Genomic DNA, 25,526 nt, shown 5'->3' on the forward strand with positions numbered 1-25,526 from the left:
TTTTTTGTTTGTAATAATCGGATTTATTATCAATAAGTCTATCTAAAACAGTCAGTTAACAAGATTTTTTTTGCGGACAATATCACGTTTTGTGATATTGTTTTTACATTTTTTTCGTCAATTTTTTTTTGACGCGAACATTTTTTTTAACTCAACCGATAACTTGATGGTTGAGAGGTATTCATATCGTCATTTTAAGTGGTGTTTTCTTCTATAAGCGCTGTTTATTCAACACGTTGCGTGAAAAATAACAGCTGCTACTATGCCGCCAGTTTTCTCGTTGGTACAGAAAAGTCCTGTTTTTCTGGTGAGAAAACACATATAAAACAATGATATGGAAAATAACAATGAAATTAAAAACTTTAGCTGTAGCAGTGGCGCTAATGGCATCAGGATCTCAAGTTGTCGCTTCAGAACTATACAACCAAGATGGCACTTCTCTTGAGATGGGCGGTCGCGCTGAAGCGCGTCTTTCTATGATGGATGGTAAGGCAGAAGACCGTACTCGCATCCGTCTTAACTTCCTAGGCAAACAGGAAATCAATGAAAACCTATACGGCGTTGGTTTTTGGGAAGGTGAGTTCAAAACAAAAGAAGAAGGTGCCGTAGATAACAATAGTGATCTTGAAACTCGTTACGCTTATGCGGGTCTGGGTGGCAAATACGGTGAAGTAACTTACGGTAAAAACGACGGCGCACTAGTAGTTCTTACTGACTTTACTGACATTATGGCTTACCACGGTAACACAGCAGCACTTAAACTGCCTGTTTCTGACCGTACAGATAACATGCTGTCTTACAAAGGCCAATTCGAGCAACTAGCTGTACGCGCTAGCTACCGTTTTGCTGATCGCACAACAGATGCACAAGGCTTTACAGACAACGAGGAAGATGGCTTCTCTCTATCTGGTGTTTACGCGTTTGCTAACACTGGTTTTGAACTAGGTGCTGGTTACGCAGATCAAAACGACAGCGATGAGTTCATGCTGGTAGCTGCATACTCTGTAGGTGACTTCTACTTCGCTGGTAACTACACTGGCGCGGATATGGATGTTGCAGGTAAGACTTTTGATTACAAAGGCTACGAACTAGCCGCTGCTTACACTATGGGTCAAACTGTATTCACTTCTACGTTCAACAAAGGTGAACTAGAAGACGCAGATACTGTAGAAAACCTAGCTGTTGATGTAACTTACTACTTCAAGCCTAACTTCCGTGGCTACGCATCATACAACTTCGATCTAATGGATAACGAAGGCGCGGCTGAAAAAGATGAGCTAGCGCTAGGTCTACGTTACGACTTCTAAGTCATGACTCTTATCTAAGATACTGCCTTATTCTTAGTAAATAAAACCCCTTACTGAAAAGTAAGGGGTTTCTTGTTTTCTAGCACTTCAAAGCTTCTTGATAAGCGATAGGGGTTATCAAATCTATCTTTTTAGTGTGAGCTTAGTACCATCAAATTTGAGGTGACTGAGGAGGTTTTTAGCGTTGTTTTTACCAACCTCATCAAACTCCATTCCGTAGCGAGCATAGTGCGTTGATTTTTGTAAATTACAAATACGACCTCGTAACGGCGCTAGCATACGACTTTCTCCGGGCATCGTTAGATCCAATGAAACGTGGTCACCAACCTGAAGTGGTCGGCTCATTGGTGATGTTACAAAACGACAGCCACTACGAGATAAATCTCTTATTTCGCATTCAGTTCGATAGGCTTCTAAACAAACACGCGCTCTCAAATTTACTTCGTAACGCACTTCTTTGCGAAGCTGAAAGACCTGCATAGTGTTGGGTAGGTCTAGCACCAAAATTGGGTACGGATCGCCTAGTCGATGCTGTAATTGGGCCCGAAATGGGATAACGGCCCCTTCACCTCGATGAGAGTAGGCTTTTACATTGATCCAAAAGCCTTCTTGAAAATAGAACTTCAAGTCTTCATCGGAGATGTTCGGAACCTCTATCAATGCAGTATTATTTGAGTGACAGCCAACAAATGTGCTGGTTGTAATAAACTTTGTACCAACGGGGGTGGTGACGTTTAAGCTCACTTCACTGCCATGTTCGACCATTGCCATTGCATCGGTGCTATTTAATGTACTTGCCTGACGTTCTGGTGCCTTCTTGCTTTGCAGAGGTAGCTTGCCGTCTCTGGCAATTGGGCTCATATTTCTCATTATAATTGTCGTACCTGATGTAAGAAGGTAATCGCGTGAGGCGAAGCAGCACTCTCGCATGGTATCGATTTTATTCAGTGATATAGTTTGATTCAATCAATCTGTAACAAAAATTAGAGAGCAAGATATGCATAAAGTAACTCATGAGACCACGAATAGTACATTCTGGGTTGATTTAGAGCAGGGTTATAAAGCCAAGGTGATTTATCAGCTTAAGGGTAATGTCATGCACATTACATCAACGGTTGTTCCTGAAGCACTGCGAGGTAAGGGGTACGGAAAAGTGATGATGGAAGCGGTGTTGCCAGAAATTGAGTCACTCGGTTATCAAATCAAACCAGTTTGCCCATATGTTATTCACTATATTGAGAAGAACCAAACGTGGTTACATCTGCTCGCATGATGAGTAACAACCACCAATGCTACCAAAATATTGGCCAGGAACTCAATCTCGGTAATTACCGCTCTGTAGAAGTCATACAATCGCTATGGGGAGGCTATGGGGAGTTAGTCCGAGTTACTTATTCAACTCGTTCGGTGATCATTAAGCATGTAAAACTCCCTAAGCCTTCAGAGCATCCTAGAGGCTGGAATACGGACCGTTCTCATCAAAGAAAGTTGCACTCTTATCAGGTGGAAGTGAATTGGTATGAGTATTTTTCCGGAGGGGTGGATACTCGCTGCCGAGTACCACAAGGTCTAAAAACGTTCCAATCGGAGAATGAATGGCTCATTGTGATGGAAGATCTCGCCGAGGTGGGCTTTCCAAAAGTCATCACAGATGCACAGCTAGAGCATATACAAGCCTGCCTCACTTGGTTGGCGAACTTTCATGCGCGATACATCGATGTTCGTTCGGATAAGTTGTGGCATACCGGAACATACTGGCACTTAGCAACCAGACCCGACGAGCTTAAAGCATTGCAAGACACTGAGCTACAAAATGCGGCTCAATTGATTGATCAAACGCTTTCGCAAGCTAAGTTTAAAACACTAATACACGGTGATGCCAAATTGGCGAACTTCTGTTTTGATGAAGAAGAATCAAGCGTTGCTGCGGTTGACTTTCAATACATTGGATGCGGGTGTGCCATGAAAGATGTGGCACTGTTTATGAGTAGCGCCGTTAAGCCAGAACGTTGTGCAGAGATGGAAGTTTGGGTTTTGGATACGTATTTTGCTCAGTTGCAACACGCGCTAATGGTCTATCAACCGAATCTTGACCCTAATGAAGTCGAGCGTGAATGGCGTCCTTTGTTTGCTGTGGCTTGGGCAGACTTTCAGCGATTTGTGAAAGGTTGGAGTCCCGACCACTGGAAGATCAATCCCTACACAGAAGCATTGACTCGCAGAGCGTTGGCTTACTTACGAAAGTGAGTCGAAGTTTAAAAAGAAAAGCCTCCAATTAGTAGGAGGCTTTGTCTTATCTTTGGCCTGGTCTGATGCGCGCCATGTAATAGGTATTGATGAATTCACCATCACGGAAGGAACCGTCAATCGCTTCACCTTCAATTTGAAATCCATGCTTTTTATAAAGCCCAATGGCGGCGTCGTTATCGGCATTGACCTCTATCTGAATTCTTCTCACATTTAACCAGTTATCTGCTAGTTCAGTGACTGTTTCTATCAATTTGCTACCAATACCGAGTCCGTGGAAACTATCATGTACTCCAATGCCAAACGATGCCGTGTGCATCGTTCTTGGACGTAGAGAGTGGTGAAAGCCAATATTACCGACGACTTTACCATCAATTTCAGCGACATAGCTATAAACACCATCAGGTATGTTTGACAATCTTTCCACCCACATCGTGAGCGAAGGCTTTGGGAGTTGCAGGGTTTCACGTTGTGCTTTTGGTTGTGAATAGATTTCTACGAGTGCCGCTGCGTCTTCGACGGTCGTTGGACGTACGATAATTTCCATGCCTCTCTCCTTCGCTTTTTAGTTTTAATTTTTAATCTAACCACAGTTTTCTTATTTGGATAGTGTTTTTTTATGTTTAATGGATAAATACCTTTTAAATTAGCTTGTTATGATGTCATTTTTTGAATTTTTAGTAGTGATTTATCATCGAATTGAGCGAATAGATTGCAAAGGTGTTGAATTATTGTACTGAGAATGGCGCGTACTGCAGAGTATCGTGGTGAATTTCATGTCGCAGTAAATAAACGCATTTAGTCAAACTGTGACGACGGCACTGTGCGTCAGTTGACTTGAATCAATAGAGGATGGGGTTACCTCCTATGAGGTATAGGGAAACGACACGTTTAGGGCTATTTATGCTTAACTTGATAAGGGAGTTTTGTTGAGGAAATAGCATGAAATCCTCTCAGTCTAAAATATCGCAAAGTCGGCGCCGATTTTTGCGTGATACAGCTCGGACTGCGGCTGGTGTTGGCGCAGCTGCGTGTGTATTGGGCTTACAATCGCTACAAAGCCAAGCTCGAGAAACCAAAGGTGTGCCTATTCGTCCGCCAGGTGCATTGCCGGAAGGCGATTTCGAATCAGCTTGTATTCGATGTGGCTTGTGTGTTCAGGCATGCCCTTACGACACATTGAAACTCGCGACACTACTTTCTCCCGTCGCGACTGGCTCTCCTTACTTTACTGCGCGCGATATTCCCTGCGAAATGTGCGAAGACATTCCTTGTGTGGTGGCTTGCCCGAGTGGGGCGCTGGATCCGAAACTAACCGATATTGATGATGCTCGAATGGGTACAGCGGTTCTTATTGACCATGAAACTTGCCTTAACTGGCAAGGGTTACGATGCGATGTTTGTTATCGCGTTTGTCCGCTGATTGATGAAGCCATCACGTTAGAGATGGTTCACAACGACCGAACCGGCTATCACGCCAAACTTATCCCTACAGTGAATTCCGAAGTGTGTACCGGATGTGGTAAGTGTGAACAAGCGTGCGTGTTGGATGTCGCTGCTATTAAAGTTGTCCCGACGGATTTGGCGAAAGGCAAAGTGGGCAGCCACTACAATTTTGGTTGGAAAGAGATCGACAAACCACTCGAAAATATCCTCCCTAGTGAGACGCCTGTGCCGGAAGGTGCGCTTGAATCGCTAAAAGGAGGTAAGTAATGGCAAAGAATTTAGCTCAAAATGCTGGCAAAGAAGCGCTTGAAAAGCTTGGTTGGTGGCGCGCGCATCGGTTTTTGATTTTACGTCGGCTATGTCAGTTCACCATCATTGCGCTATTTATGGCTGGGCCGACGCTGGGAATTCTAACTGGTAATCTGTCATCAAGTATGTTGCTCGATACCGTGCCGTTAAGTGACCCGTTAATTGTGCTTCAAGCTTTGGCGACAGGGCATGTTCCGGAGTTTAATGCGTTGTTAGGCGTAGTGATTGTCGTGGTGTTTTACGCGATTTTGGCGCCGCGCGCATTTTGTGCTTGGGTGTGCCCGTTGAACATCGTGACAGACTTGGCGGCGTGGTTGCGTCGAAAGCTCAACATTAAAGCGAGCTATCGTTGGTCTCCCGTGATTCGTTATTGGCTGATCCCTGTTTTGATGTTGGGCAGTGCGCTGTCTGGCGCAATTCTTTGGACATGGTTAGATCCAGTGGCGGCACTGCATCGCGGGTTGGTGTTTGGTATGGGCGCAGGTTGGGTGTTGATCGCCCTAGTGTTTGTGTTGGATTTACTCTTGGTTGAGCATGGGTGGTGTGGGCACTTATGTCCACTGGGGGCTACCTATGGCGTGATAGGCCGAAAAAGCCTGTTGCGCGTTACTGCTGTTCGGCGCGAAGATTGCACCAAATGCATGGATTGCTTTTACGTTTGCCCAGAACCAGAAGTGCTTCGGCAGCCTTTGAAAGAGGGAGATCGTCGAGTTATGGATCAAAACTGCATTAGCTGTGGTCGTTGTTTGGATGTATGTCCAGAACATGTGTTTGAATTTAAAAATCGCCTATCAGTAAAAGTCATTGATTAAGCCACTGAGCACATTTACTCATGCTTTATTTCTCTTGATACTTGAACATCGCGCTTAGCCAAGGAGTTAAGCGCGATGTTTATCTTCATAACAATATTCCTCAGCCATATCTGCTTGCTCTGGGCTTAAAATAATAATGATATTGCGAATTTGTTACATTTAAAGCTATGATGATGCCTTCATATTTAAAGGAAACATCATGACTACCTCATCGCACGGCTGGAGAACGCCGCAAAATTTCCTCCTGTTAATTTCCATTATCGTGCCCATTGCTTTTTCTACCTGGATGGCGTTGTTGAACAACTTTGTTATCGAGAAAGCAAACTTTGATGGTGCAGACATAGGCTTATTGCAAAGTGTGCGCGAAATTCCGGGTTTTTTGGCCTTTACCGCCGTGTTTGTATTGCTGTTTATCCGAGAGCAACGCTTTATGCTCGTCTCTTTGGCGATGCTTACGCTTGGTACGGCATTAACAGGTTATTTTCCCACTTTGTACGGTCTACTTTTTACAACCTTGTTAATGTCCACCGGCTTCCATTACTTTGAAACACTCAAGCAGTCTTTGTCTTTACAATGGCTATCTAAAGAAGAAGCGCCAGAAATGCTGGGTAAGTTTATTTCTGTTGGAGCTTTGGCTTCTCTGTTTACCTACGGCGCCATTTGGGTTTCGCTCGAACAGCTCAAACTTGATTTTAAAACGGTCTATTTAATGGCTGGTGGTTTAGGTTTTGTGCTCATTTTGGTGATGGCATTTGCCTTCCCACAATTTAAGACAAAAGTGCCTCAGAACAAGAAGCTCATCCTGCGTAAACGTTACTGGTTATACTATGCGCTTACGTTTATGAGTGGAGCACGCCGTCAAATTTTTACGGTGTTCGCTGGTTTCTTGATGGTAGAAAAGTTTGGTTACTCCGCCGCAGATATTACGTTGCTGTTCCTGATTAACTATGTCTTTAACTTCTTGTTTGCGAAGCGAATAGGCCGTTTTATCGGCGTTGTTGGTGAGCGCAAAGCGTTGATGTTTGAATACGTCGGTTTGATCTTCGTGTTCGTCGGGTACGGTTTGGTGCAAACGGCAGAGTGGGCGGCAGCATTGTATGTTGTCGATCATTTATTTTTCGCGTTAGCGCTTGCGATTAAAACCTACTTCCAGAAAATTGCCGATCCTGCCGATATGGCGTCGACCGCAGGCGTTGCGTTTACGATTAACCATATTGCTGCAGTTGTAATACCTGTTACGTTTGGTGTCATTTGGCTTGTTTCACCTGCGAGCGTATTTTACATCGGCGCTGGTATGGCAGCAGTGAGCTTGCTGTTGTCACTCAATATTCCAGCCAAGCCGGAAGAAGGCAATGAAACTCGCTTGTTGAAGTGGAGTTAAGTTGGCACTCACTATCTAGCCATTGAAGTGAATACCTGTAATTAGACTCGCTGAAAAGGGTGCTTATGCGCCCTTTTCTTTTGATTGCAAATAGATAATCCCCCCAATGGTTGTCAATGCATGCCACGTCCGTTAGGGTTTAGAACTAAGTATTTCGAAATAACTTGGGCATAACTGACGCGAAACAATAAGAGGGGATCTATACAGTGCAGATACATGGCAGAGAGTTGGATTTAGATCTAGGAAGCCGTCACATCGTTATTCAGCGCCGCTATGAGGCGTTAGGAGCTGCAAACGACCTACTCATTGCTATTTGGTTTTTAATTGGTAGCTTTTTCTTTTTGAATGATTCGTTGATTGAAAGTGGTACTTGGCTTTTCATTGTAGGCAGTGCGCAGTTGATCATTAAGCCCCTGATAAAACTGATGAGTTTAGTTCATGTTGGTCGTTTGAATAAGCAACTTTCTGGCACATCAGCGAGCCGCTGAAATTACCGCTTCTTTTGAATACTTGCAAGCAAGAAGCCAACAGGCGAGTTATCGAGGGGAAAGACGGAAGATAACGTGGTCACAACACTAACCACGTTATGTTCAGTTTGAAGCTTCAGAATTTAAAACGGATACCAGAACAGTTGTGTGTCCATCACACGCTTGCTGATCGCAGCAATCACTATCACCGCAATTACCGCCATGCAGATCATATCGGCTTTGGTCAGTGGTTTTAAGCTGTACCAAGTGCGAGAGGAGTGGCGGCCAAAACCACGTAGCGTCATCGCGTTTGAGATTTGATCGGCTCTGTCCAAACTAGAGAAAATCAGAGGACCAAGAATCTTCGCGACGTTCTTCATACGAGTGAACAACGGAGCCTTCTTGCTCAGTTCTACTCCGCGTGCTTGTTGCGCGTGCATGATGTTAACAAAGTCCTTTTTCACTTCCGGCAAGTAGCGCAGCGTTAAGCTTACGGCATAGGCGATTTTGTAAGGTACACCCAAGCGGTTCAAGCTGGCTGAAAACTCCGTCGGGTGAGTGGTAAATACAAACACCAACGCGATTGGAAACATGCTGAAGTATTTCAACGTCACTGTTACTAGGTAAAACAACGTCTCTTGAGTGAGCGAGTAATTACCGGGTAACGAGAGTAAAACCGTTGATGAGCCCATGAATTCAGTACCTTGTTGCGGTGCTAACGCGAACATAAACAGGGCATTGATCAGTAATACCGTGCCTGTACCGAATAACAGCGGTTTGTAGACATGAAAGGGCACTTTGGTCATTTTCAGTAAGCCTAAACCAAGCACGATCAACAGTGCGATGATTCGCAAGTCAAATGTGGTCAACACCACCGTTACCCAAGCAATGAAAAGCAAGAACTTAGTAATGCCATTCAACTTATGAAGTGGTGATTGGGTATCGATGTAGTTGATACCAAACTTCATCTTATTGTCTTTCATGCCACCGCTTTCTCTAGTTGGTTTACGTCGTCGCTTTTTTGTTGGCGGTGCGCTTTTTCTACATTGATAAAGTGCTGCATAAAGCCATTGGTGTCTTCGATGCCAACTTTCGTAGCCAACTCAAACAGACTTGTTGTGGTGAGGTTTGCTTGGTCTAGTAGCTCTGGACTGCTGAATACCTGCGTCATTGGTGCATCCGCGACTAATTTACTGTCTGCAATCACGATAGAGCGCGTGGTGTATTCCAGCACTAAATGCATGTCATGAGAGATGATCATCACGGTTACGCCCAACTCGCGATTGAGCTTTTCGATGAAACTCAGCATAGACGTGTAGTTTCGATAGTCCTGACCTGCCGTCGGTTCATCAAGGATCAGAAGCTCTGGTTCCAATACCAAAATTGACGCAATGGTTACGCGCTTTTTCTGGCCGTAGCTCAATGCTTCGATTGGCCAGTGGCGGTATTTGCTCAAACCGCACAGCTCAAGGACTTCAAGTACTTTAGCTTCGATTTGTTTCTCTTCAACGCCACGATTACGGAGGCCGAAGGCCACTTCGTCGAAAATCATGTGATGGGAAATCATGTGATTCGGGTTTTGCATCACCACGCCCACTTTCTGGCTGCGCTCGAAGATGGTCAGTTCGTTAAGATCTTGACCATTCATACTCATTGAGCCGCTATCCGCTTCAATAACGCCCATAATCAGTTTGGTGATGGTCGATTTACCCGAGCCATTTTTGCCAAGTACAGAGACAAACTCGCCACGCTTGATGTCAAAACTCACGTCTTCTAACGCGTTTTTCTCACCGTCGTAAGAATAGGTGAGGCCACGGACTTCAAGCAAAGTCTCGGCTGGCGTTTTGGGCGGTTGTGCTGTTGAACCATCAAACCATGCTTGTACTGCCGGTTTATATTGCTCCAACGGTAAGGTAGTTAAGCTAGAAGGTTTTGCATCGCCCTCAATCGCGCAGCCTGCTTCTTTCAGTGCTGAAATATAAAGCGGTTCGCGGATGCCGTAATCTTCTAGCAAAGGCGACGCTAAAATTTCATCTGGCGTTGTATCGGCAATGATTTTGCCGCTTTCCATCAAGATAATACGGTCAACTGAGCAATGCAGAACGTCTTCAAGACGATGCTCAATGATTACGATGGTTTTGCCCGTTTCGCGGTGTAGATCATCGATGATCTCGATGGTTTTTTTACCCGTTTTAGGGTCAAGCGCAGCTAGTGGTTCATCAAACAAAAGGATATCGACATCATCGACGAGAATGCCCGCCAAAGAAACACGCTGTTTCTGCCCGCCAGATAAATCGTGGGGTGAGCGTTCGAGCATCTGTTCCAAGTCGACCATTTTGGCCGTGGCTTTGACCAATGGGTACATGTCGATATTTGAAGTTAGCTGGTTCTCCAGCGCAAATGCAATGTCTTCGCCAATGCTCAAACCGACAAATTGGCTGTCCGTATCTTGCAGTACGGTGCCAACTTGCTCAGTGTATTGGTGCATGTCGAAAGGGGCGGTGTCTTGACCATTGATGGTCAATGTTCCACTGGTTTCCCCTTTGATTGCGTGTGGGATCAGTCCGTTAAGACATTGCCCAAGGGTAGATTTACCACTACCACTTGGACCGATAATGACGATTTTCTCTCCTTTCTCTATCCTTAGATTGATATTTTTTAGCGTCGGTTTGTCCAGCGACTCATATCTAAAAGAGAAGTTAGAAAATTCGATTGTCATTCGACATTAAGCCTCTGTTAAGTTACGGCTTTGCTTGTTACGTTTAGCGACAGACTTAAGAATGAAGAAGCCAACAATAGCAATAAGAATGGTGTTACCGATCGCGATAATAGAAAGCTGGGTAAACACTTTAGTGAACGGTTCTGCGTATAAAATCGTGTCGAGGAATGCAGAGCAACCGTAACCAAATACGTTGCCTAATAGCGCAAGTACTACGAATAACGCGAAGTCTTTCATATTGAAATCACCTTTCTCCAAACGGTAGCGCGTTAGAGAAGGGAATAGACCGATAATCAAACCAACAATACCTGAACCAAGTACCCAAGTGAGCCATACGCCCCAACCTGCAAATAGGTCAGTAACCCAGTGACCAATAAAACCAACCAAGAAGCCAACAAGTGGTCCAAATAGTACTGAGAACAATGCTAATACTGCCATGGCTGGTTTTAGCGTTGTGTTTGCAAACACAGGGATGCCAAACATAGGTAAGCCGCCGATACCGTAAAGAGCAGCACCGATTGCAATAACCACAACAGTTTTAGCGGAAAGATTCATAGATAACCTCAGTTCAATAGTCGATTTTAAAGAACGTTTAATTGTTTTGTCGGAAAGCGTTAGTTATTTGATTGTGTAACATATATTCAAAACAACCAAGCTGCTTATTGTTTGCTCTATTTTTCTTCAGGAAATGTGTGATTTGATTCACGCATCCCTTTGACTGGCTTTGGTTTTAGCAAGCATTAAAAATAAGGCGCGCATTATACAGAATATTAATAAAAGTGGGAATGCTATCTATCTGGATGGCTAGAATGAATCAGGGGCTGATCGTCAGCCCCTGATTACACGGTTTGATGTTATTTTTACCAATAAATGAATGCGCTATATGTTCATTAATGGTCGAGGTATAAATAGTTCTGCCAGCTCTTCATACGAATAAGCACTTTGCGCATCACTGATACGTGAGTAAAGCTGTCTGAATAAACTGCAACTTCAACCGCAGTACCCATTGGTAGGTGGTATCCACTCAAGTCGTCGGTAATTTTCAGCTTCGCAAAAACACGTCCGCTCGTGCGCAAGGCATCAGTCCCAAGCAGAGCGCCTCGCGCTTGAATTTGGCTTTCACCAATGGCTGGAATCACGTCAATGACTTCGCCACGGAACACTTTGCCCGGAATTGCGCGGAACATAAATTCTGCTTCAAAGCCTGGCTTCAAGCGTTGTAATGAGTTCTGTCTGAATGCCGCGGTGTACGTAATGTCTTCGGTATGTACGAAGGTCATTGCCGGGGCAAGTGGCAACGGCACAGCCATAACACCAGGACGCAAAGCCAATTGCGTAACGTAACCATCGGTTGGCGCACGAACGACGGTTTGCTCTAGGTTAAACTCTGCTTTACGCAGCTCGGCAAGAAGTTGCGCGACTTGGGTATTTTCGCCTCCGATTTCAGAGTCCAGAGCGATTTGCGCTTGTTCTTGTTGCAAAATCGCAACGTCTAACATGGCTTCTGCCGCTTTATACGCTTGGCGTCGAGTATCCAAATCTTGTTCAGTAAACGCGCCACGATCAAAGCCCCTTTGATATCGGCTAAATTCCCTTTGTGCTTTATCTCTGTCCGCTTGCGCTTTCAATACAGCAGCTTCTGCTTCTCTTAGATCAGACTCTAAACCCAGGGCACCTTGGCTTGCTTCTTTGACTTTCGCTTCAAGGCGAGCAACTTCTGCTTCAAAAGGCACAGGATCGATTTTGAAAAGAATATCGCCCGTTTTGAGCGGTTGGTTGGCCTGGACTGGCACTTCCACCACGCGGCCACGCACGCCAGAGACGATAGGAGTAGTCGGGAACACTTGGTTACCTAATTGAGTAAATGGGTGGTTGTAGTTCATAAGCAGCACGAGTGTGCCCACTAACACTACGCCGCCAAGTACGGCGGTTGGAACGGTCCATTTGTTTAGAGGAATATTGAAAATTTTAAAAATGGCAATACAAAGAGCGGCGTAAGTCAGAATCAGCAATAAGTCCATTATTCGTCCTCTTTACTTTGTTCAGGCAAAGGCTTTTGCTGAATCTTTTGTTGTTTCAACATCGATACTTCGTTTTTGAGTTCGTTGACTTCATCGATGAGTTCTTCAAGGCGGTGATGAATGTCGTGTGTTTCTTGTTCTAGTTGTTTAAAACCCCAGCCGCGTTCCTTGCGCCATAATGTTGCCCAGATCCATAAAAATGGCCACAGCGCATGCAAAGTGAAAAGGCTGACCCAGCCAGCGTAGTGAATTGCGTCTTGGTGCGGGTGCTCTCTCTCTTTGGCGATTTCATATGGAATATCATGAATGACAATGATTCCGTAAAAGATCACTAAAGCAACGAAGATGAGTAACCCAAGTGCAAAATAGTCTAGAAACATCTTACCTACCTGTGCTTATTGCGAAATGGAAAATCTACGTAAATTAACAATTTAAGTATTTGTCTTAACTACAGATGAATCAAGCGGTTTTTATGTAGGAATTATGTTTATGCGATGTAAGTATCCACTGATGTTTATTGGCAGTTAAGGTGTTGCTGAGTACTTATTTAAACAAACAGTGAAGTGATAGAGGAAGGATAAGTAAAAAGTATAACAAAGCCCCAGATGTCAACCGGGGCATGGTTTAAAGTTCGGTACAGACTTGGTTTCTGCCGTTGGCTTTGGCGCGATAAAGAGCTTTGTCTGCACGATAAAAAGTTCGCTGAGTATTCTCGCCTTCTCGATGCAAGGTAATCCCTATGGATACGGTCAGCCCCCGTTCACCAAGAATATCGTCCCAACCATATTGATAAATCCGTTCACGATAATTCTCGGCATGCATTTCTGCGCGTTCCAGTTGGGTATTCTCAAGGATCACGAGGAACTCTTCACCACCAAATCGTACGCACGATGCGCCTTTAAATCTGAAGTAGGACGCCAGTTCCTGTGACACACTTTTGATCGCTTTGTCGCCCACCAAGTGGCTTAGTTCGTCATTGATGGATTTGAAGTGATCGATATCGATGACCATCAATGCAAATGCAGTATCGTGCAGAAGTAGATCTTTTAGTTTAACTTCTAACCAGCGTCGGTTGTGTAAAGACGTAAGTGGATCGGTAAAGACGTCCTGCTGTAGCTGAGCAACAGTATTTTTATGCTGCTTGGTGGTTTCTTTTAGTTCTTTGTTTTCTAGCTCTGACAAAATGAGTTTGAGTTGTAACTCAAAGCGTGAAAGTCGGCGTAGTTGAGCAGACCCTAACTCACCGATCGGAATATGTTTTACAAGATCACATTCGATTCTGTGCGCTTTTTTTTCACAATTTAATGCTTCTTGATACAACCCTTGAGAGGCGTAAACTTGACTCATCGCGTTATAAAAATGCTGAGTAACGATAGGAGATAGCTGCTTTTGAATCCTTTTACTGATGGAGTCCAGCGTTAAGTTAGCTAAAGAAGTGTGCCCTACACCGTTTAGACAATACGCAGTCTCAATTTTGACCATCGTGGATAACCAGTATGTCGTGGCACTACCCGTTGTATACTGAACATTCGAAATAGCCAGCAACGCACTGGGGTAGTCTTCTTGCAGACGATATAATTTGGCTCGGTAGAGGTGAATTTGTGCGGCGAGGTTTTTATCACTGACGAGAATGCTCAGTTCTTCACATTCACTCAATAGCTCTTTGGCGTCTGCGGTACGGTTCAAGCTGATGTAACAGGCTAGCATGTACAGCTTGTAACGAAGGCGTAGGGATCGACTGCCAATAGCGTGATCGATAGCATCTATTTTTTGATAATAACGTAATGCACGTTGGTGATCCCCATAGGCATCGCACAAATTACCCATTCCAATAATGGCCAATACGTACTCATCAATATAGCCGTACTCGACGGCGATATTGGTTGAAGCAACATACTCGGTTAATGCCGCATTGTAGTCACCTACTTCAACTAAACGCTCACTCAAGCTTGCTTTCACAGAAAGAATATCTTCTACATCCTCTGGTAAAACAAGCAACTCAAGCGCTTGTTTCAATTCACTAATGCTGTCGTTGAGCTGTTTGATCTCTCTTCGATACTCGGCGCTAATGATATAGCAATGCGCTTTCTCTCGGTTTGTTGACGCAATATGTAACCCTATGTGTTCCCATAGCGTAATCGCTTCTTCACCTGAAACGGAAGAAGGATCGATACCTGCGTCAGTCACCTTGCTAAGCAGTTGTTCCATTCTTCATTACCTCAATATAACTTTCTTCGAGCTGTTCTAACGTGAATGGGAAGGTCAGGATATCTTGCAAATACAGTATCGGTTTCGGGCCTTTGATTCCGCGTCGCTTCCATGGATAGATGTCTAACATCGCTTGGACAGTGCGGTAGACCTCTTCTGCTGCTTGACCTTTTTCTGCAATTAACATTGCTAGCCTGTTACTGGAAATTCTCGAGATGAGGTCGCTGGAGGTTGTCAATGCATGAACGAGCTCGGTACAAACATCGAGAACTTCGGGGTTTGAATGCTGAATCATAATGATGGCGTGTTTAGAGCGTTTGAGCTCCGTTTTAAACAAAACTAACTGTTCCCACCAGTAGGTCTCAGAAACGACATTAGAGAACTGTTTTTCAGGGTCGTATTCGTGTTGAGAGCGAATATGATTGATCAGCTTACGTGCTCGCTGCTCTAGTTGGCGTTTAGAGCCTCTTGCTTTATCCATGCTGATTCGATGAGTTTGTTCTTTGAGCATTTTGAGTGCGTGCTTACGGTATTTCTTGAACGCGTTAAACGCAGACTCAAAGTCACCTTGTTCTTCAGCGACTCGTGATTGTTGGAAGCAAATTTGGCTGAGTAGCTCACCGTGGTCGAAACTGAGTGCAGACTCTTCTGCTGCAAGTAGCAACTTGGCAGCGCTGTCTGTATTTTGGCGCAAAAGCTCAAGTCTTGCTCGGCTAATAAAAGAGTGTGCTTTCATCCAAACGAGGTCATGCTCAATGGCAAGCTGGTGGGCTTTTTGGGTGGCTTCTTCGGCCGCATCAAGGCGTTCTAGTCCAAGCAGTGCTAACCCTTTAAAGTCCCAGATCTCGGCTTGCCACGTACTGTCATCATGATCTTTTAATACTTCGGTTGCTCCATCCAGTACCGTAAGCATCTCGACAAACTTATTTAGTAAGTAATAGTCCCAAGCTAATAGGATGCGCGCTTTGCCTTCTAACCAAGCAATACGAACATTGTTTGCCACTTTAACGGCTAACTCATGAGTTGAAGCGGCAAGTTGGTGTTCATTAGTGATGCGCCATACATTACCAAGCCCAATTAGAGATTCGATTTGAATTTCAACATCATCAACAAGAGCAGATTGTTCGAGCGCATTAATCCAATATTGTTGCGCGGAATAATACTTTGCTTGGCCCCAATATTGGAGTGCAAAAAGATGGAGAATTTCCGGGAGATTATCGTCGGTTTCAAGCTGTGTTTGTTTGCTGTAAGCGTCTTTGACGAGTTTTAAGCCTTGTCGGTAATCCATTAGGCACCAACAGCATTGCGCCATGATGAGTAAGGCTTTGATCTCTCCGTCCACAAATAAAATTTGTTCCGCGCGGATACGATATTGCTGCGCAATATTAAAGGTATGTTTAGGGGCCGATTTTATTTGGCCTTTAAGCTTAGTGAGATCATCTTCTAGCTGAATTTGGTTTTTATCCAACGTTCACATCCATGACTATCGAACTGGAAATCACACCTAATATTAAGTGGTTAGATGCATGTTTCTTTACCAAAGCGATGCGGATAACGTTTTGGTAAACGATCAGGGGCCGTAATGTATACCGTTACAACCCCTAATTACTACATCTAAATTACCAATAGAATAGCTACGATAGGAGCTGTTTGATTGTCAAAGGTGCATCAGAGACTTCTAACCTTTGTGCAGCGGTAAGACCTTGTTTATCCTGATAGCACAAATTATGCCAAGCTCTGAATATATCTAAAAGAGGTAAAATACCAGCAGGTCGTAATTTGCGACGTGGCTCGTTAATGAAGCTTTCGAAAAGGATCTGAAAGCGGTTTTGATAAAACTTCACATGACGAGTTGTCGCAACGTTAAACCATTTTTCAGGCTCATTTTGATCGCCAGCGAGGTAGCAAATGCCTTTGTGGTTTTCGTTTTGACTAGAGATTGCCCAACGATCGCGCCACCAACTCATATAGGCGATATCGACTTTGCCAAAGGGAGTACTCATGTCCCAACTAGCGTCCTCTTCTACGTACATCAAGTCGACACTTTTCTCTTTAATGCGAGGTAAACAAACGCTCAGTGCAGCCGAACGTAGTAGGGGATCTTGAGGCATGTATAGAGATACACGTTTGTTTGGGCAGCACATATCAAGTACGTGCAAATAGTGTGCATATGAGGTGTATGGTGGACGGACTAATGCCCCTTTTGAAGGGTAATGAAATACAGATAGATTACCAAGAGGGTCTTCTACGTTACCGCGAGCCAAAATTGTTTGGTATTTTTGGTCAATTCGCTCTCTGAGGTGATGAGAAGGTTCCGCAAGCGGCTCACTTGCTTCCGCTACGTACTCCTGGGAAACAAAACGAGACACCTCATCGTAAGGATTATGATCGAGCGTTGCGATTGGCTCTTCATCAGCGGAATAATTGACGTGCTGGCAAAGAATATAGCCAGAATGCGCTTCGCCAGAAACAATCCAATACACACCATTATTGCTGTTCGGTTGCAATGCAATATAGTTTGAGGCCAATTCATAATGCGTTGCGTGGTTTACCCAGCGCGCATCAATGGTTGCAAGCTTGCGGCGGCAGCGGCTAGCTATATGGTCAACATGGTCGTAAAAGGTTTTTGGGTTAATACTAAGCTTACGGCAGATTTCTCGTACGGAATATCCCGTAAACAACAAGCCCATCAAGTTCTCTTGAAACTGAAGCTTCTTGTTGGCACCAGACCACTTGTCGACAAAGGTACTTTGACACACTTTACAGCGGTAACGTTGGCGATCGCCACTGTAACCGAAAGCGTGATAGAGGTGTTTGTGAGTGTGGACAGAAAGTCCAAAGTTGTCGCAATCATCATTACGGCAAGCAGGCAACCCGTCACTGTGGACGTGCCGCAGGCGATGAAGTTCGTTCACGACATCGCGATTATTAAGTAAGGGGGGGAAAGCTCCACATTCACGGCATACCATCGCCGGACGCTTAGGGTTCGCATGTTGCAGAACGTAACGCTTTGCATCACTCAATCCAAAGTTGTCACACGCCAATGTTTTACAAAAGTTGAGTTGTAACCCATCTGCGTCTTTTGGCAGTTCGCCGTTAGACACAATCGCCCCCTCGGGATAATTCGGGCAGCCAGCATAACTCTGGCTGCAAATTATTACTTACTATTTGTTCTTAGATGTTGATTGCAGTTTCTAGTGCAACTTTCATCATGTCGTTGAACGACTTCTGACGCTCTTCTGAGCTTAGTTTTTCACCACGGATGATGTGGTCAGAAACTGTCAGGATAGTCAGTGCTTTCGCGCCTAGGTCAGCTGCTACGCCGTAGATACCAGCCGCTTCCATGTCTACACCTAGGATGCCTAGTTTTTCCATCTTCTCGAAGATGTCTGCTTCTGGTGTGTAGAACAGGTCTGCAGAGAATACGTTACCTACTTTTACAGGCACTTCCTGAGCGCGTGCTTGGTTAACTGCTTCTTCTAGAAGACCGTAATCAGCGATTGCTGCGAAATCGTGGTTGTTGAAACGGATACGGTTAACTTTAGAGTCAGTAGAAGCACCCATACCGATAACAACGTCCATTAGTTTCACGTCGTCACGTACTGCACCACAGCTACCCACACGGATAACGTTTTTCACGCCGTATTCAGCGATTAGCTCGTGTACGTAGATACAGCAAGACGGGATACCCATGCCGTGGCCCATTACAGAAACTTTTTTGCCTTTGTAAGTGCCAGTAAAGCCGAACATGTTGCGAACGTCACAAACTTGTTTCACATCTTCTAGGAACGTTTCAGCGATGTATTTAGCGCGCAACGGGTCGCCTGGCATCAGAACTGTTTCAGCGAAATCACCTGGTTGTGCGTTAATGTGTGGGGTTGCCATAAGTGCTCTCCAAAGTTTTGTTTTGATAAAACGCCTCTATTATAGAACGCTATTACCAATTCTGTTGAACTTGTTCGTTTTCGTTGAGGCAATAATATCGGGACGTACAGTAGCCCCTTGAGAGCTTAGTCACAAAAACCACGCATTTAGAAACTGCAACTCCTATTGATAACTAAATCTGTTGAAACCAAAAGAGCAATCGATTTGCTTTTGAGCAGTTTGTCGATTGCGCGCACAAATTCTTTGTTTTTGGGCCAAACTTTTTTCTGAAAGCTGGTTGATCGAAATACTTTCGAGTGAAGTAAAACGATTAAATTGTACAACTTATTTTCTTGTACAATCTGGAAAGGCTTGCTATAAGTTATACAACAAAAATTTTTGTATAGGGATGCGTCATCATGGAATCTTCAATCAAAGTAGGTATCAGTTCGTGTGTTTTGGGTGAACGAGTGCGTTTTGACTCTGGTCATAAGGTGAGCAACTTTGTGACTAAAGAGCTCAGCCCGTATTTTGACTTTGTTTCGGTATGCCCTGAAGTCGGCGTAGGTATGCCAGTACCCCGTCCAACAATTCGTCTTGTTTCTAATGAAGAGCGTGTTGCATTGGTTGAAACCAAAAATCCAGAAAATGATCATACCGACAATATGCTCACTTACTCGGCCAATAAAGTAGATGAACTTCAAAGCGAGCAGCTTTGTGGTTACATCGTTTGTGCCAAGTCACCAACTTGTGGCATGGAGCGAGTCAAGGTTTACAGCAAGAACAGTGCTGCGAAAGAAGGTGTTGGCTTGTATACACAAACATTGATGCAAAAAATGCCTTGGTTGCCTGTTGAAGAGGATGGCAGACTTAACGACCCTGTATTGAAAGAAAATTTTATTACTCGAGTATTTTGTCTAAATGACTTTTACGACTCGATGGATGGTGAGCCTACTCGTGGCAAAATCATCGACTTTCATTCGCGCTACAAACTGACGTTAATGGCACACCACCCAGAGTCATACCGCTCCCTTGGCCGCTTAGTCGCTGATGTCGCTAATTATGAAATTGAAGACTTTTACCAAGAGTATCGTTTAGGACTGATGAAGGCGTTAACGAATCGGGCTAGCCGCAAAAATAACACAAATGTGTTGATGCATTTACAAGGATACTTCAAACGCTCACTAACTAAAGAAGAAAAAGAAGAGTTAGCGACAGTGATTCACGACTACCGTATCGGAATGTTGCCTCTGCTAGCACCACTTACATTGATTAAGCATTACTTAAATACTTACCCAGACGAATATTTAGCAAAACAGAAGTTTTTAGAACCGTATCCGCAGGAGATGAGATTACGCTATGGTTTGTAGTTCAGAAGAAAAACTATACGCGATCCGAGATGTCGCAGAAATCACGGGTGTAAAACCAGTTACGCTGAGAGCTTGGCAACGAAGATACAACTTGATCCAACCTCAGCGAACTGAAAAAGGACACAGACTTTATCGCCAGCAAGATCTCGATACGATTCGCGAAGTCCAGAGCTGGCTCGCGAAGGGGATTTCGATTGGTAAAGTGAAGGGGCTGCTAGGAAAAAGCGCCGATGTCGAAGTCAAAAACGAGGTTCGCACACTAGAAGAAGTTGAAAACATGCTGCTTGCGCTGTCTACCCTGAATCGAGGAAAAGCAGAGAGTTTACTTGCCTCTGTTCTTAAAGAGTATCCACTAAAACTCGTTATTGATCAGTTTATTAGTCCAGTATTTGATGCGCTAGACATGGTAAAAGGATCGTTGCGATCCTTGCAGGTAGGGTTATTTCAGACTTGTTTGATTACTCGACTTGCCCTTGTTATCGATTCTGAAAACAAAGCCGCTTCCAAAGGAAAGTGTCTGCTCATTAGCTTTGAACAAAACAGAGAATCTGAGAGTTGGATTCAAGCAGCGAAGCTTTGTGAACAAGGGTATCACACGACTTTGATCGATAAGGTTGATGATGTTTCTGGTCTACTAGATCATGAGGTCATTGAAAATGGTTCGTTTATCTACCTTTTCTCCAATAAAGCACTAGCTGCTAAACAAGTAGCGTCCATCAAAATGCTTCACGCACAGCTAGGTGATCGGATGGGGTGCTCTGAAGTGATAGAGAAATTACACCTAACTTAGTAGACAAAAGATAGGAGCTACCATGATTTTAGTATGGTTTCGACGTGACTTGCGTACGTTAGACCACACGGCACTCAAAGCGGCATTGGATTCAGGGCAGCCTGTCGTCGCTTGCTTTATCGCGACGCCAGAGCAGTGGCGGGAGCATCACATGGCGCCGATGCAGGCAGACCTCATTGCTCGTCGCTTAGCTTGTCTTAACGAGGAGCTTGAAAGCCTTAATATTCCCTTTTTGTACAAAGAGGTACCGTCGTTTTCCGATTGTACAGATGTGATTAGTGGGTGGGCGGAAACACTTGAAGCCACGTCTGTCATGGCAAACATTCACTATGAGGTGAACGAACGAGAGCTCGATACACAAGTAAGTGAAGCGTTAGCTTCTCACGATATCGAATTTGAACTGTTTCATGACAAATGTGTGCACGCGCCAACGACGGTTCTTAATAAGCAAGGCGAATATTTTAAGGTATTTACGCCATTCAAGCGTGCTTGGTTAACGCAGTTCCATATGCCGACGGTAGTAAAACCTCACGAGCAAGCGCTACTCAATAAAAAGGTACTCGAACAATTAGAGTCGGCTCGATTTAATTCAAGCTTCACATTTAGCTATCCTCGAGAATCCAGTGAAGACTGGCTGGCTTCGACTAATGATATTTTGAAGCAGCTTAGGGAATTTGCACGGGAGCGCAGTGACGCGTATCAAAGCGAGCGAGACTTTCCAGCTATTGATGGCACTAGCCAACTGTCTCCATACCTTGCGATTGGCGCGCTATCACCAAGGCAGTGTATTGCTCGTTTGTATGCTGAAAATCAACAAAATGACCTTACAGAAGGGAAAGCAACTTGGTTAAGTGAGATCATTTGGCGTGAGTTTTATCAGCACCTATTGGTTTTCGAACCAAAACTCGTCAAAGGCAAAGGATTTATCGATTGGGAGGATAAAATCCAGTGGTCCTATGATGAGAAGGCCTTTGAGCGATGGAAGACAGGAACAACAGGATACCCAATCGTTGATGCAGCAATGCGTCAGCTCAATCAAACAGGTTGGATGCACAATCGATTACGTATGATTGTCGCGAGCTTTCTTACCAAGGACTTACATATTGATTGGCGATGGGGAGAAGCGTACTTCATGAGTAAGCTGGTGGACGGCGATTTTGCAGCGAACAATGGTGGCTGGCAATGGTCTGCTTCTACGGGCTGTGACGGGCAGCCATACTTTCGTATTTTCAACCCGATAAGCCAAGGCGAAAAGTTCGATGCTAATGGTGAATTTGTGCGCCACTGGGTACCAGAAATCAAAAGTGTACCGAACAAATACATCCATAAACCTTGGACTTGGGAGGGCTTTTCTTTACTGGAATATCACAAGCCGATGGTTGATCACAAGACAGAAAGAGAGATAACCTTACAGCTCTTTAAAAGTGCCAAGGAATAGAGTGAAATGCTTAGCAAAAAGCGATCAATGAGTTTCGCAAAACGTACCCTGCTATCTGTGTCGTTATCTTTAGTGAGTGGTCTATCATTCGCTAAGATGTACGAATTACCAGAGGATGGAAGCCGTTTAATTGGTCGCCTTGAAAACCACGTCGTGCAAGAAGGCGAAACCATGGCAAATATCGCTAAGCTCTACGATGTGGGTATGCTAGGTTTAATGGCCGCAAACAAAGGCGTGGATCCCTTCTTACCAGAAGAGGGGCATGTTCTTACTATTCCGACACAGCTAATCCTCCCAGACGTACCTTATAAAGGTATCGTTATTAATCTAGCCGAGCTGCGCTTATATTACTTTCCGAAAGGAGAGAATATTGTCCATGTATTTCCTGTCGGAATTGGCCGAATAGGGCGCGATACCCCAGTAATGACAACGCGTATCAGCCAAAAACGACCGAACCCTACATGGACTCCTCCAGCCTCTATTCGTGCCGAGTACAAAGCAAAGGGCATTGACCTACCAGCCGTTGTTCCTGCGGGGCCTGATAATCCACTTGGTATGTTTGCATTGCGTTTAGCTTACGGGAATGGCGAATACCTAATTCATGGTACCAACAAGGACTTTGGGATTGGTATGCGAGTCAGCGCGGGTTGTATTCGTATGGACCCAAGTGACATTGAGTGGTTATTTGACAAGGTTCGTAACGGCGAAGACGTTAACATCATTAACCAGCCTATCAAAATGACACTTGAGCCTGACAGAAGTGTGTTCTTAGAAGCACATGAGCCTTTGACTCGTAGTAATGGCGAGAAAGATGAACTCAAAGTGCCGAAAGAGTTAAAGTGGTGGCTGGATGAATTCGGTATGAAAAACGTGAAGGCTAAAGCAGCAATCGCTGCACAGAATGGGGTTCCTGTCGAAATAACCGCGCCTTAACGGGCGTTAAGACGCGGTATCAAATCTTACTTAGTGTAAGACTGAGCGATGTTATCGATACGCTCGTTAGCACGCTCAGCTTCTTCTTGAGCAGCCATTGCTGCTGCGCCTGATTTTTGAACGTCAGATTGAAGAGCTTGTACGTCTTGGCTTAGTTGGCTAACTTGGTTGCTTAGTTCGTCTAATTTTGCTGCATTTGCTGTAGCTGCGTCATCAGAAGAAGCACAACCGGCTAGTAGAAGTACTGAAGTTGCTGCAGCTGCGATCAACGTTTTGTTCATATAAGAACTCCTTGCTTATAGTGAAAGTCTCGCCACTAACTATTATTTTATACAGTAGCGAGGTTAAATGTGGTTACATTTTATCAGTACATGATGTAGCAAAAGTCAAAAAAACCCAAGAATTTCATGGAGTACCTGACGTCAACTTTTACCTGAACTTAACAAAGTTTAACTACCTATCCTTTATTTCGTTCTCACAACAGTTTTCATAGCAGGTGTATTTGCCACGTTCCTGATATCAATAATTTAGACGATATTGACACAAATGAAAGTTTATTGGCCCAAATAACTGCTATTTAAGTCGTTTTGTTGATGGATAGAAGGCATATTTGAACGGCTTTTCTCTAAACTTCCTGTCCAGCTGCTCATCAAAAAGGCTAGTCTTTACTCTGAACTGAGCCACAAATGATGTTTTACCGTTACCACAGGGAATTAGTTTGTGTGATCTCTATCTATACTCCTATGATTTGCGGTATTATACCGAGCTTTATTTTTTTGCTGCGTTAGAGCGGAAACGACACTACAGAGCGCTCAGACGCTGACTGATTTATTGGAGAATACTTTGCAATTTAAAGATCTAGGCCTAGACAACCGATTGTTGAAGAACCTAAAACACTACGATTTTAAAAAAGCGACTGACATTCAGCAGCAGGCGATTCCTGTTGCGATTGCAGGCAAGGATCTATTGGCATCTTCGAAAACAGGTTCGGGCAAGACTTTGGCGTTTGTATTGCCAATGCTTCATAAGTCTTTAAAGACAAAATCGTTTTCTGCGAAAGACCCTCGCGCGGTAATCCTTGCTCCTACTCGTGAGCTAGCGAAACAAGTATATGGTGAGCTTCGTTCTATGCTAGCTGGCCTATCTTATGAAGCAGCACTGATTTTGGGTGGTGAGAACTTTAACGATCAAGTAAAAGCTCTGCGTCGTTACCCGAAATTTATCGTGGCGACACCAGGACGTTTGGCTGATCACTTAGATCATCGTTCGCTTTATCTGGATGGTTTGGAAACGCTGATTCTTGACGAAGCAGACCGTATGTTGGATTTGGGCTTTGCACCAGAGCTTCGTCGCATTCATAAAGCAGCCAAGCATCGTCGTCGTCAAACGTTGATGTTCTCTGCGACATTAGATCATGCAGACGTCAATGAAATCGCGGCTGAAATGCTCAATGCGCCAAAGCGTATTGCTATCGGCGTTTCTAACGAAGAACATAAAGATATTACGCAAAAATTTTACTTGTGTGATCACCTGGATCATAAAGAGGCAATTTTAGATCGTGTTCTTTCTGAGGCTGAATACCGTCAAGTTATTATCTTTACGGCAACGCGTGATGATACTGAGCGACTAACAGAAAAGCTGAACGAAAAGAAACTGAAGGCTGTAGCACTAAGTGGTAACTTGAACCAGACTCAACGTAACACCATTATGAGTCAGTTTGAGCGCGCAGTATTTAAGATCCTTGTAACGACTGATGTTGCTTCCCGCGGTTTGGATATTGCAACTGTGACACACGTCATCAACTTCGATATGCCAAAGCATACCGAAGAATACGTACACCGAGTTGGTCGTACTGGTCGTGCTGGAAACAAAGGGGATGCAATCTCTCTTGTTGGTCCAAAAGACTGGGATAGCTTTAAACGTGTAGAAGCATACCTACAACAAGATCTTGAGTTTTCATTGTTCGAAGATTTGAAAGGTAAGTTTAAAGGCCTTAAGCCACCTAAACCAGATTTCCGCAATAAGAAAGCGACCGCAAAGAAAGCTCGCCCTCAAGCGAAAAAATCGGCGAAAAAACCAGCTAAGCGTGACAAGAGCTTCTACAAAAACGTATCTGTGGGTGATGATGTCTTCATCCCTAAGAAAAAACCAGCGGCACCGAGCTCTGAAGAGTAAAAGCTGCTGTAGTTTCCCATTGATTTTAGTTCTTAAAAA

The 25,526-nt window shown here is 44.3% G+C and carries 24 protein-coding genes; 12 read left to right on the forward strand and 12 right to left on the reverse strand.

Annotated features, from left to right (window positions below):
• Positions 1–347: 347 nt before the first annotated feature.
• On the forward strand, positions 348–1,307 hold the full coding sequence (locus R7Q41_RS01775) for a porin (RefSeq protein ID WP_064354918.1): 960 nt from the start codon (positions 348–350) through the stop codon (positions 1,305–1,307).
• 123 nt (positions 1,308–1,430) lie between these two features.
• On the opposite strand, the gene R7Q41_RS01780 is transcribed toward R7Q41_RS01775, so the two are convergent.
• Positions 1,431–2,177: a flagellar brake protein gene (locus R7Q41_RS01780; protein WP_042521645.1), complete on the reverse strand. Its 747-nt coding sequence runs from the start codon at positions 2,175–2,177 to the stop codon at positions 1,431–1,433.
• Positions 2,178–2,304: 127 nt separating this feature from the next.
• Here R7Q41_RS01780 and R7Q41_RS01785 point away from each other — a divergent pair, with 127 nt between their 5' ends.
• Both R7Q41_RS01785 and R7Q41_RS01790 read left to right on the forward strand, forming a co-directional pair.
• A complete protein-coding gene (locus tag R7Q41_RS01785; RefSeq protein WP_318144323.1) occupies positions 2,305–2,580 on the forward strand; it encodes a GNAT family N-acetyltransferase in 276 nt (91 codons plus the stop codon).
• Complete coding sequence (locus R7Q41_RS01790; protein WP_238966442.1) at positions 2,577–3,554, forward strand: ecdysteroid 22-kinase family protein; 978 nt, start codon at positions 2,577–2,579, stop codon at positions 3,552–3,554. The genes R7Q41_RS01785 and R7Q41_RS01790 overlap by 4 nt, the downstream gene beginning before the upstream one ends.
• 46 nt (positions 3,555–3,600) lie before the next feature.
• Here R7Q41_RS01790 and R7Q41_RS01795 read toward each other — a convergent pair whose 3' ends face one another.
• Positions 3,601–4,101 (reverse strand): GNAT family N-acetyltransferase, encoded by a 501-nt coding sequence (locus R7Q41_RS01795; RefSeq protein WP_005375126.1) that lies wholly within the window; start codon positions 4,099–4,101, stop codon positions 3,601–3,603.
• Positions 4,102–4,496: 395 nt separating this feature from the next.
• On the opposite strand from R7Q41_RS01795, the gene napG reads away from it, so the two are divergent.
• From napG to R7Q41_RS01815, 4 genes are all read left to right on the forward strand, one after another.
• Entirely contained in the window at positions 4,497–5,267 is a 771-nt protein-coding gene (gene napG, locus R7Q41_RS01800; protein WP_005383947.1) for a ferredoxin-type protein NapG, read from the forward strand.
• Positions 5,267–6,121 carry a quinol dehydrogenase ferredoxin subunit NapH gene (gene napH / locus R7Q41_RS01805; RefSeq protein ID WP_017635480.1) on the forward strand — a complete coding sequence of 285 codons (855 nt, stop codon included), beginning with the start codon at positions 5,267–5,269 and terminating at the stop codon, positions 6,119–6,121. The genes napG and napH overlap by 1 nt, the downstream gene beginning before the upstream one ends.
• 199 nt (positions 6,122–6,320) lie before the next feature.
• Positions 6,321–7,502, forward strand: coding sequence for an MFS transporter (locus R7Q41_RS01810; RefSeq protein ID WP_005375129.1), 1,182 nt, complete (start codon positions 6,321–6,323; stop codon positions 7,500–7,502).
• Positions 7,503–7,708: 206 nt separating this feature from the next.
• Positions 7,709–7,990 carry a YrhK family protein gene (locus R7Q41_RS01815; RefSeq protein ID WP_025768568.1) on the forward strand — a complete coding sequence of 94 codons (282 nt, stop codon included), beginning with the start codon at positions 7,709–7,711 and terminating at the stop codon, positions 7,988–7,990.
• 122 nt (positions 7,991–8,112) lie between these two features.
• Here the strand turns inward: R7Q41_RS01815 and R7Q41_RS01820 are convergent, their stop codons facing one another.
• From R7Q41_RS01820 to deoD, 9 genes are all read right to left on the reverse strand, one after another.
• Positions 8,113–8,952, reverse strand: coding sequence for an energy-coupling factor transporter transmembrane component T family protein (locus R7Q41_RS01820; RefSeq protein WP_213970651.1), 840 nt, complete (start codon positions 8,950–8,952; stop codon positions 8,113–8,115).
• Positions 8,949–10,688, reverse strand: coding sequence for an ABC transporter ATP-binding protein (locus R7Q41_RS01825; RefSeq protein ID WP_047104520.1), 1,740 nt, complete (start codon positions 10,686–10,688; stop codon positions 8,949–8,951). The genes R7Q41_RS01820 and R7Q41_RS01825 overlap by 4 nt, the downstream gene beginning before the upstream one ends.
• Positions 10,689–10,694: 6 nt before the next feature.
• On the reverse strand, positions 10,695–11,243 hold the full coding sequence (locus R7Q41_RS01830) for an ECF-type riboflavin transporter substrate-binding protein (RefSeq protein WP_005375133.1): 549 nt from the start codon (positions 11,241–11,243) through the stop codon (positions 10,695–10,697).
• A gap of 335 nt (positions 11,244–11,578) precedes the next feature.
• Entirely contained in the window at positions 11,579–12,709 is a 1,131-nt protein-coding gene (locus tag R7Q41_RS01835; RefSeq protein WP_005375134.1) for an HlyD family secretion protein, read from the reverse strand.
• Complete coding sequence (locus tag R7Q41_RS01840) at positions 12,709–13,089, reverse strand: DUF3302 domain-containing protein (protein WP_005375135.1); 381 nt, start codon at positions 13,087–13,089, stop codon at positions 12,709–12,711. Before R7Q41_RS01840 ends, R7Q41_RS01835 begins: the two co-directional genes overlap by 1 nt.
• 244 nt (positions 13,090–13,333) lie before the next feature.
• Complete coding sequence (locus tag R7Q41_RS01845; protein WP_151515322.1) at positions 13,334–14,917, reverse strand: GGDEF domain-containing protein; 1,584 nt, start codon at positions 14,915–14,917, stop codon at positions 13,334–13,336.
• Positions 14,901–16,385, reverse strand: a complete 1,485-nt coding sequence (locus R7Q41_RS01850; RefSeq protein ID WP_213972111.1) for a hypothetical protein — start codon at positions 16,383–16,385, stop codon at positions 14,901–14,903. The genes R7Q41_RS01845 and R7Q41_RS01850 overlap by 17 nt, the downstream gene beginning before the upstream one ends.
• A gap of 166 nt (positions 16,386–16,551) precedes the next feature.
• Positions 16,552–18,021, reverse strand: coding sequence for a hypothetical protein (locus tag R7Q41_RS01855; RefSeq protein WP_005383936.1), 1,470 nt, complete (start codon positions 18,019–18,021; stop codon positions 16,552–16,554).
• A 70-nt stretch (positions 18,022–18,091) separates the two neighbouring features.
• Positions 18,092–18,802: a purine-nucleoside phosphorylase gene (gene deoD / locus R7Q41_RS01860; RefSeq protein ID WP_005375140.1), complete on the reverse strand. Its 711-nt coding sequence runs from the start codon at positions 18,800–18,802 to the stop codon at positions 18,092–18,094.
• Positions 18,803–19,200: 398 nt separating this feature from the next.
• Here deoD and R7Q41_RS01865 point away from each other — a divergent pair, with 398 nt between their 5' ends.
• From R7Q41_RS01865 to R7Q41_RS01880, 4 genes are read left to right on the forward strand one after another with little or no spacing between them, the layout of a single operon-like run.
• Positions 19,201–20,151, forward strand: coding sequence for a YbgA family protein (locus R7Q41_RS01865; RefSeq protein WP_005375141.1), 951 nt, complete (start codon positions 19,201–19,203; stop codon positions 20,149–20,151).
• Positions 20,141–20,941: a MerR family transcriptional regulator gene (locus tag R7Q41_RS01870; protein WP_005375142.1), complete on the forward strand. Its 801-nt coding sequence runs from the start codon at positions 20,141–20,143 to the stop codon at positions 20,939–20,941. The genes R7Q41_RS01865 and R7Q41_RS01870 overlap by 11 nt, the downstream gene beginning before the upstream one ends.
• A gap of 22 nt (positions 20,942–20,963) precedes the next feature.
• Complete coding sequence (gene phrB, locus R7Q41_RS01875) at positions 20,964–22,379, forward strand: deoxyribodipyrimidine photo-lyase (protein ID WP_104976446.1); 1,416 nt, start codon at positions 20,964–20,966, stop codon at positions 22,377–22,379.
• A gap of 6 nt (positions 22,380–22,385) precedes the next feature.
• A complete protein-coding gene (locus tag R7Q41_RS01880) occupies positions 22,386–23,312 on the forward strand; it encodes a L,D-transpeptidase family protein (protein ID WP_017820509.1) in 927 nt (308 codons plus the stop codon).
• Positions 23,313–23,338: 26 nt separating this feature from the next.
• Here R7Q41_RS01880 and R7Q41_RS01885 read toward each other — a convergent pair whose 3' ends face one another.
• Complete coding sequence (locus tag R7Q41_RS01885; RefSeq protein WP_005375145.1) at positions 23,339–23,593, reverse strand: Lpp/OprI family alanine-zipper lipoprotein; 255 nt, start codon at positions 23,591–23,593, stop codon at positions 23,339–23,341.
• 550 nt (positions 23,594–24,143) lie between these two features.
• Between R7Q41_RS01885 and R7Q41_RS01890 the strand changes: the two genes are divergently transcribed.
• Complete coding sequence (locus tag R7Q41_RS01890) at positions 24,144–25,487, forward strand: DEAD/DEAH box helicase (RefSeq protein ID WP_031812859.1); 1,344 nt, start codon at positions 24,144–24,146, stop codon at positions 25,485–25,487.
• Positions 25,488–25,526 lie beyond the last annotated feature (39 nt).

This window comes from Vibrio sp. 2096 (assembly GCF_033339595.1).
GTDB classification, from domain to species: domain Bacteria; phylum Pseudomonadota; class Gammaproteobacteria; order Enterobacterales; family Vibrionaceae; genus Vibrio; species Vibrio alginolyticus.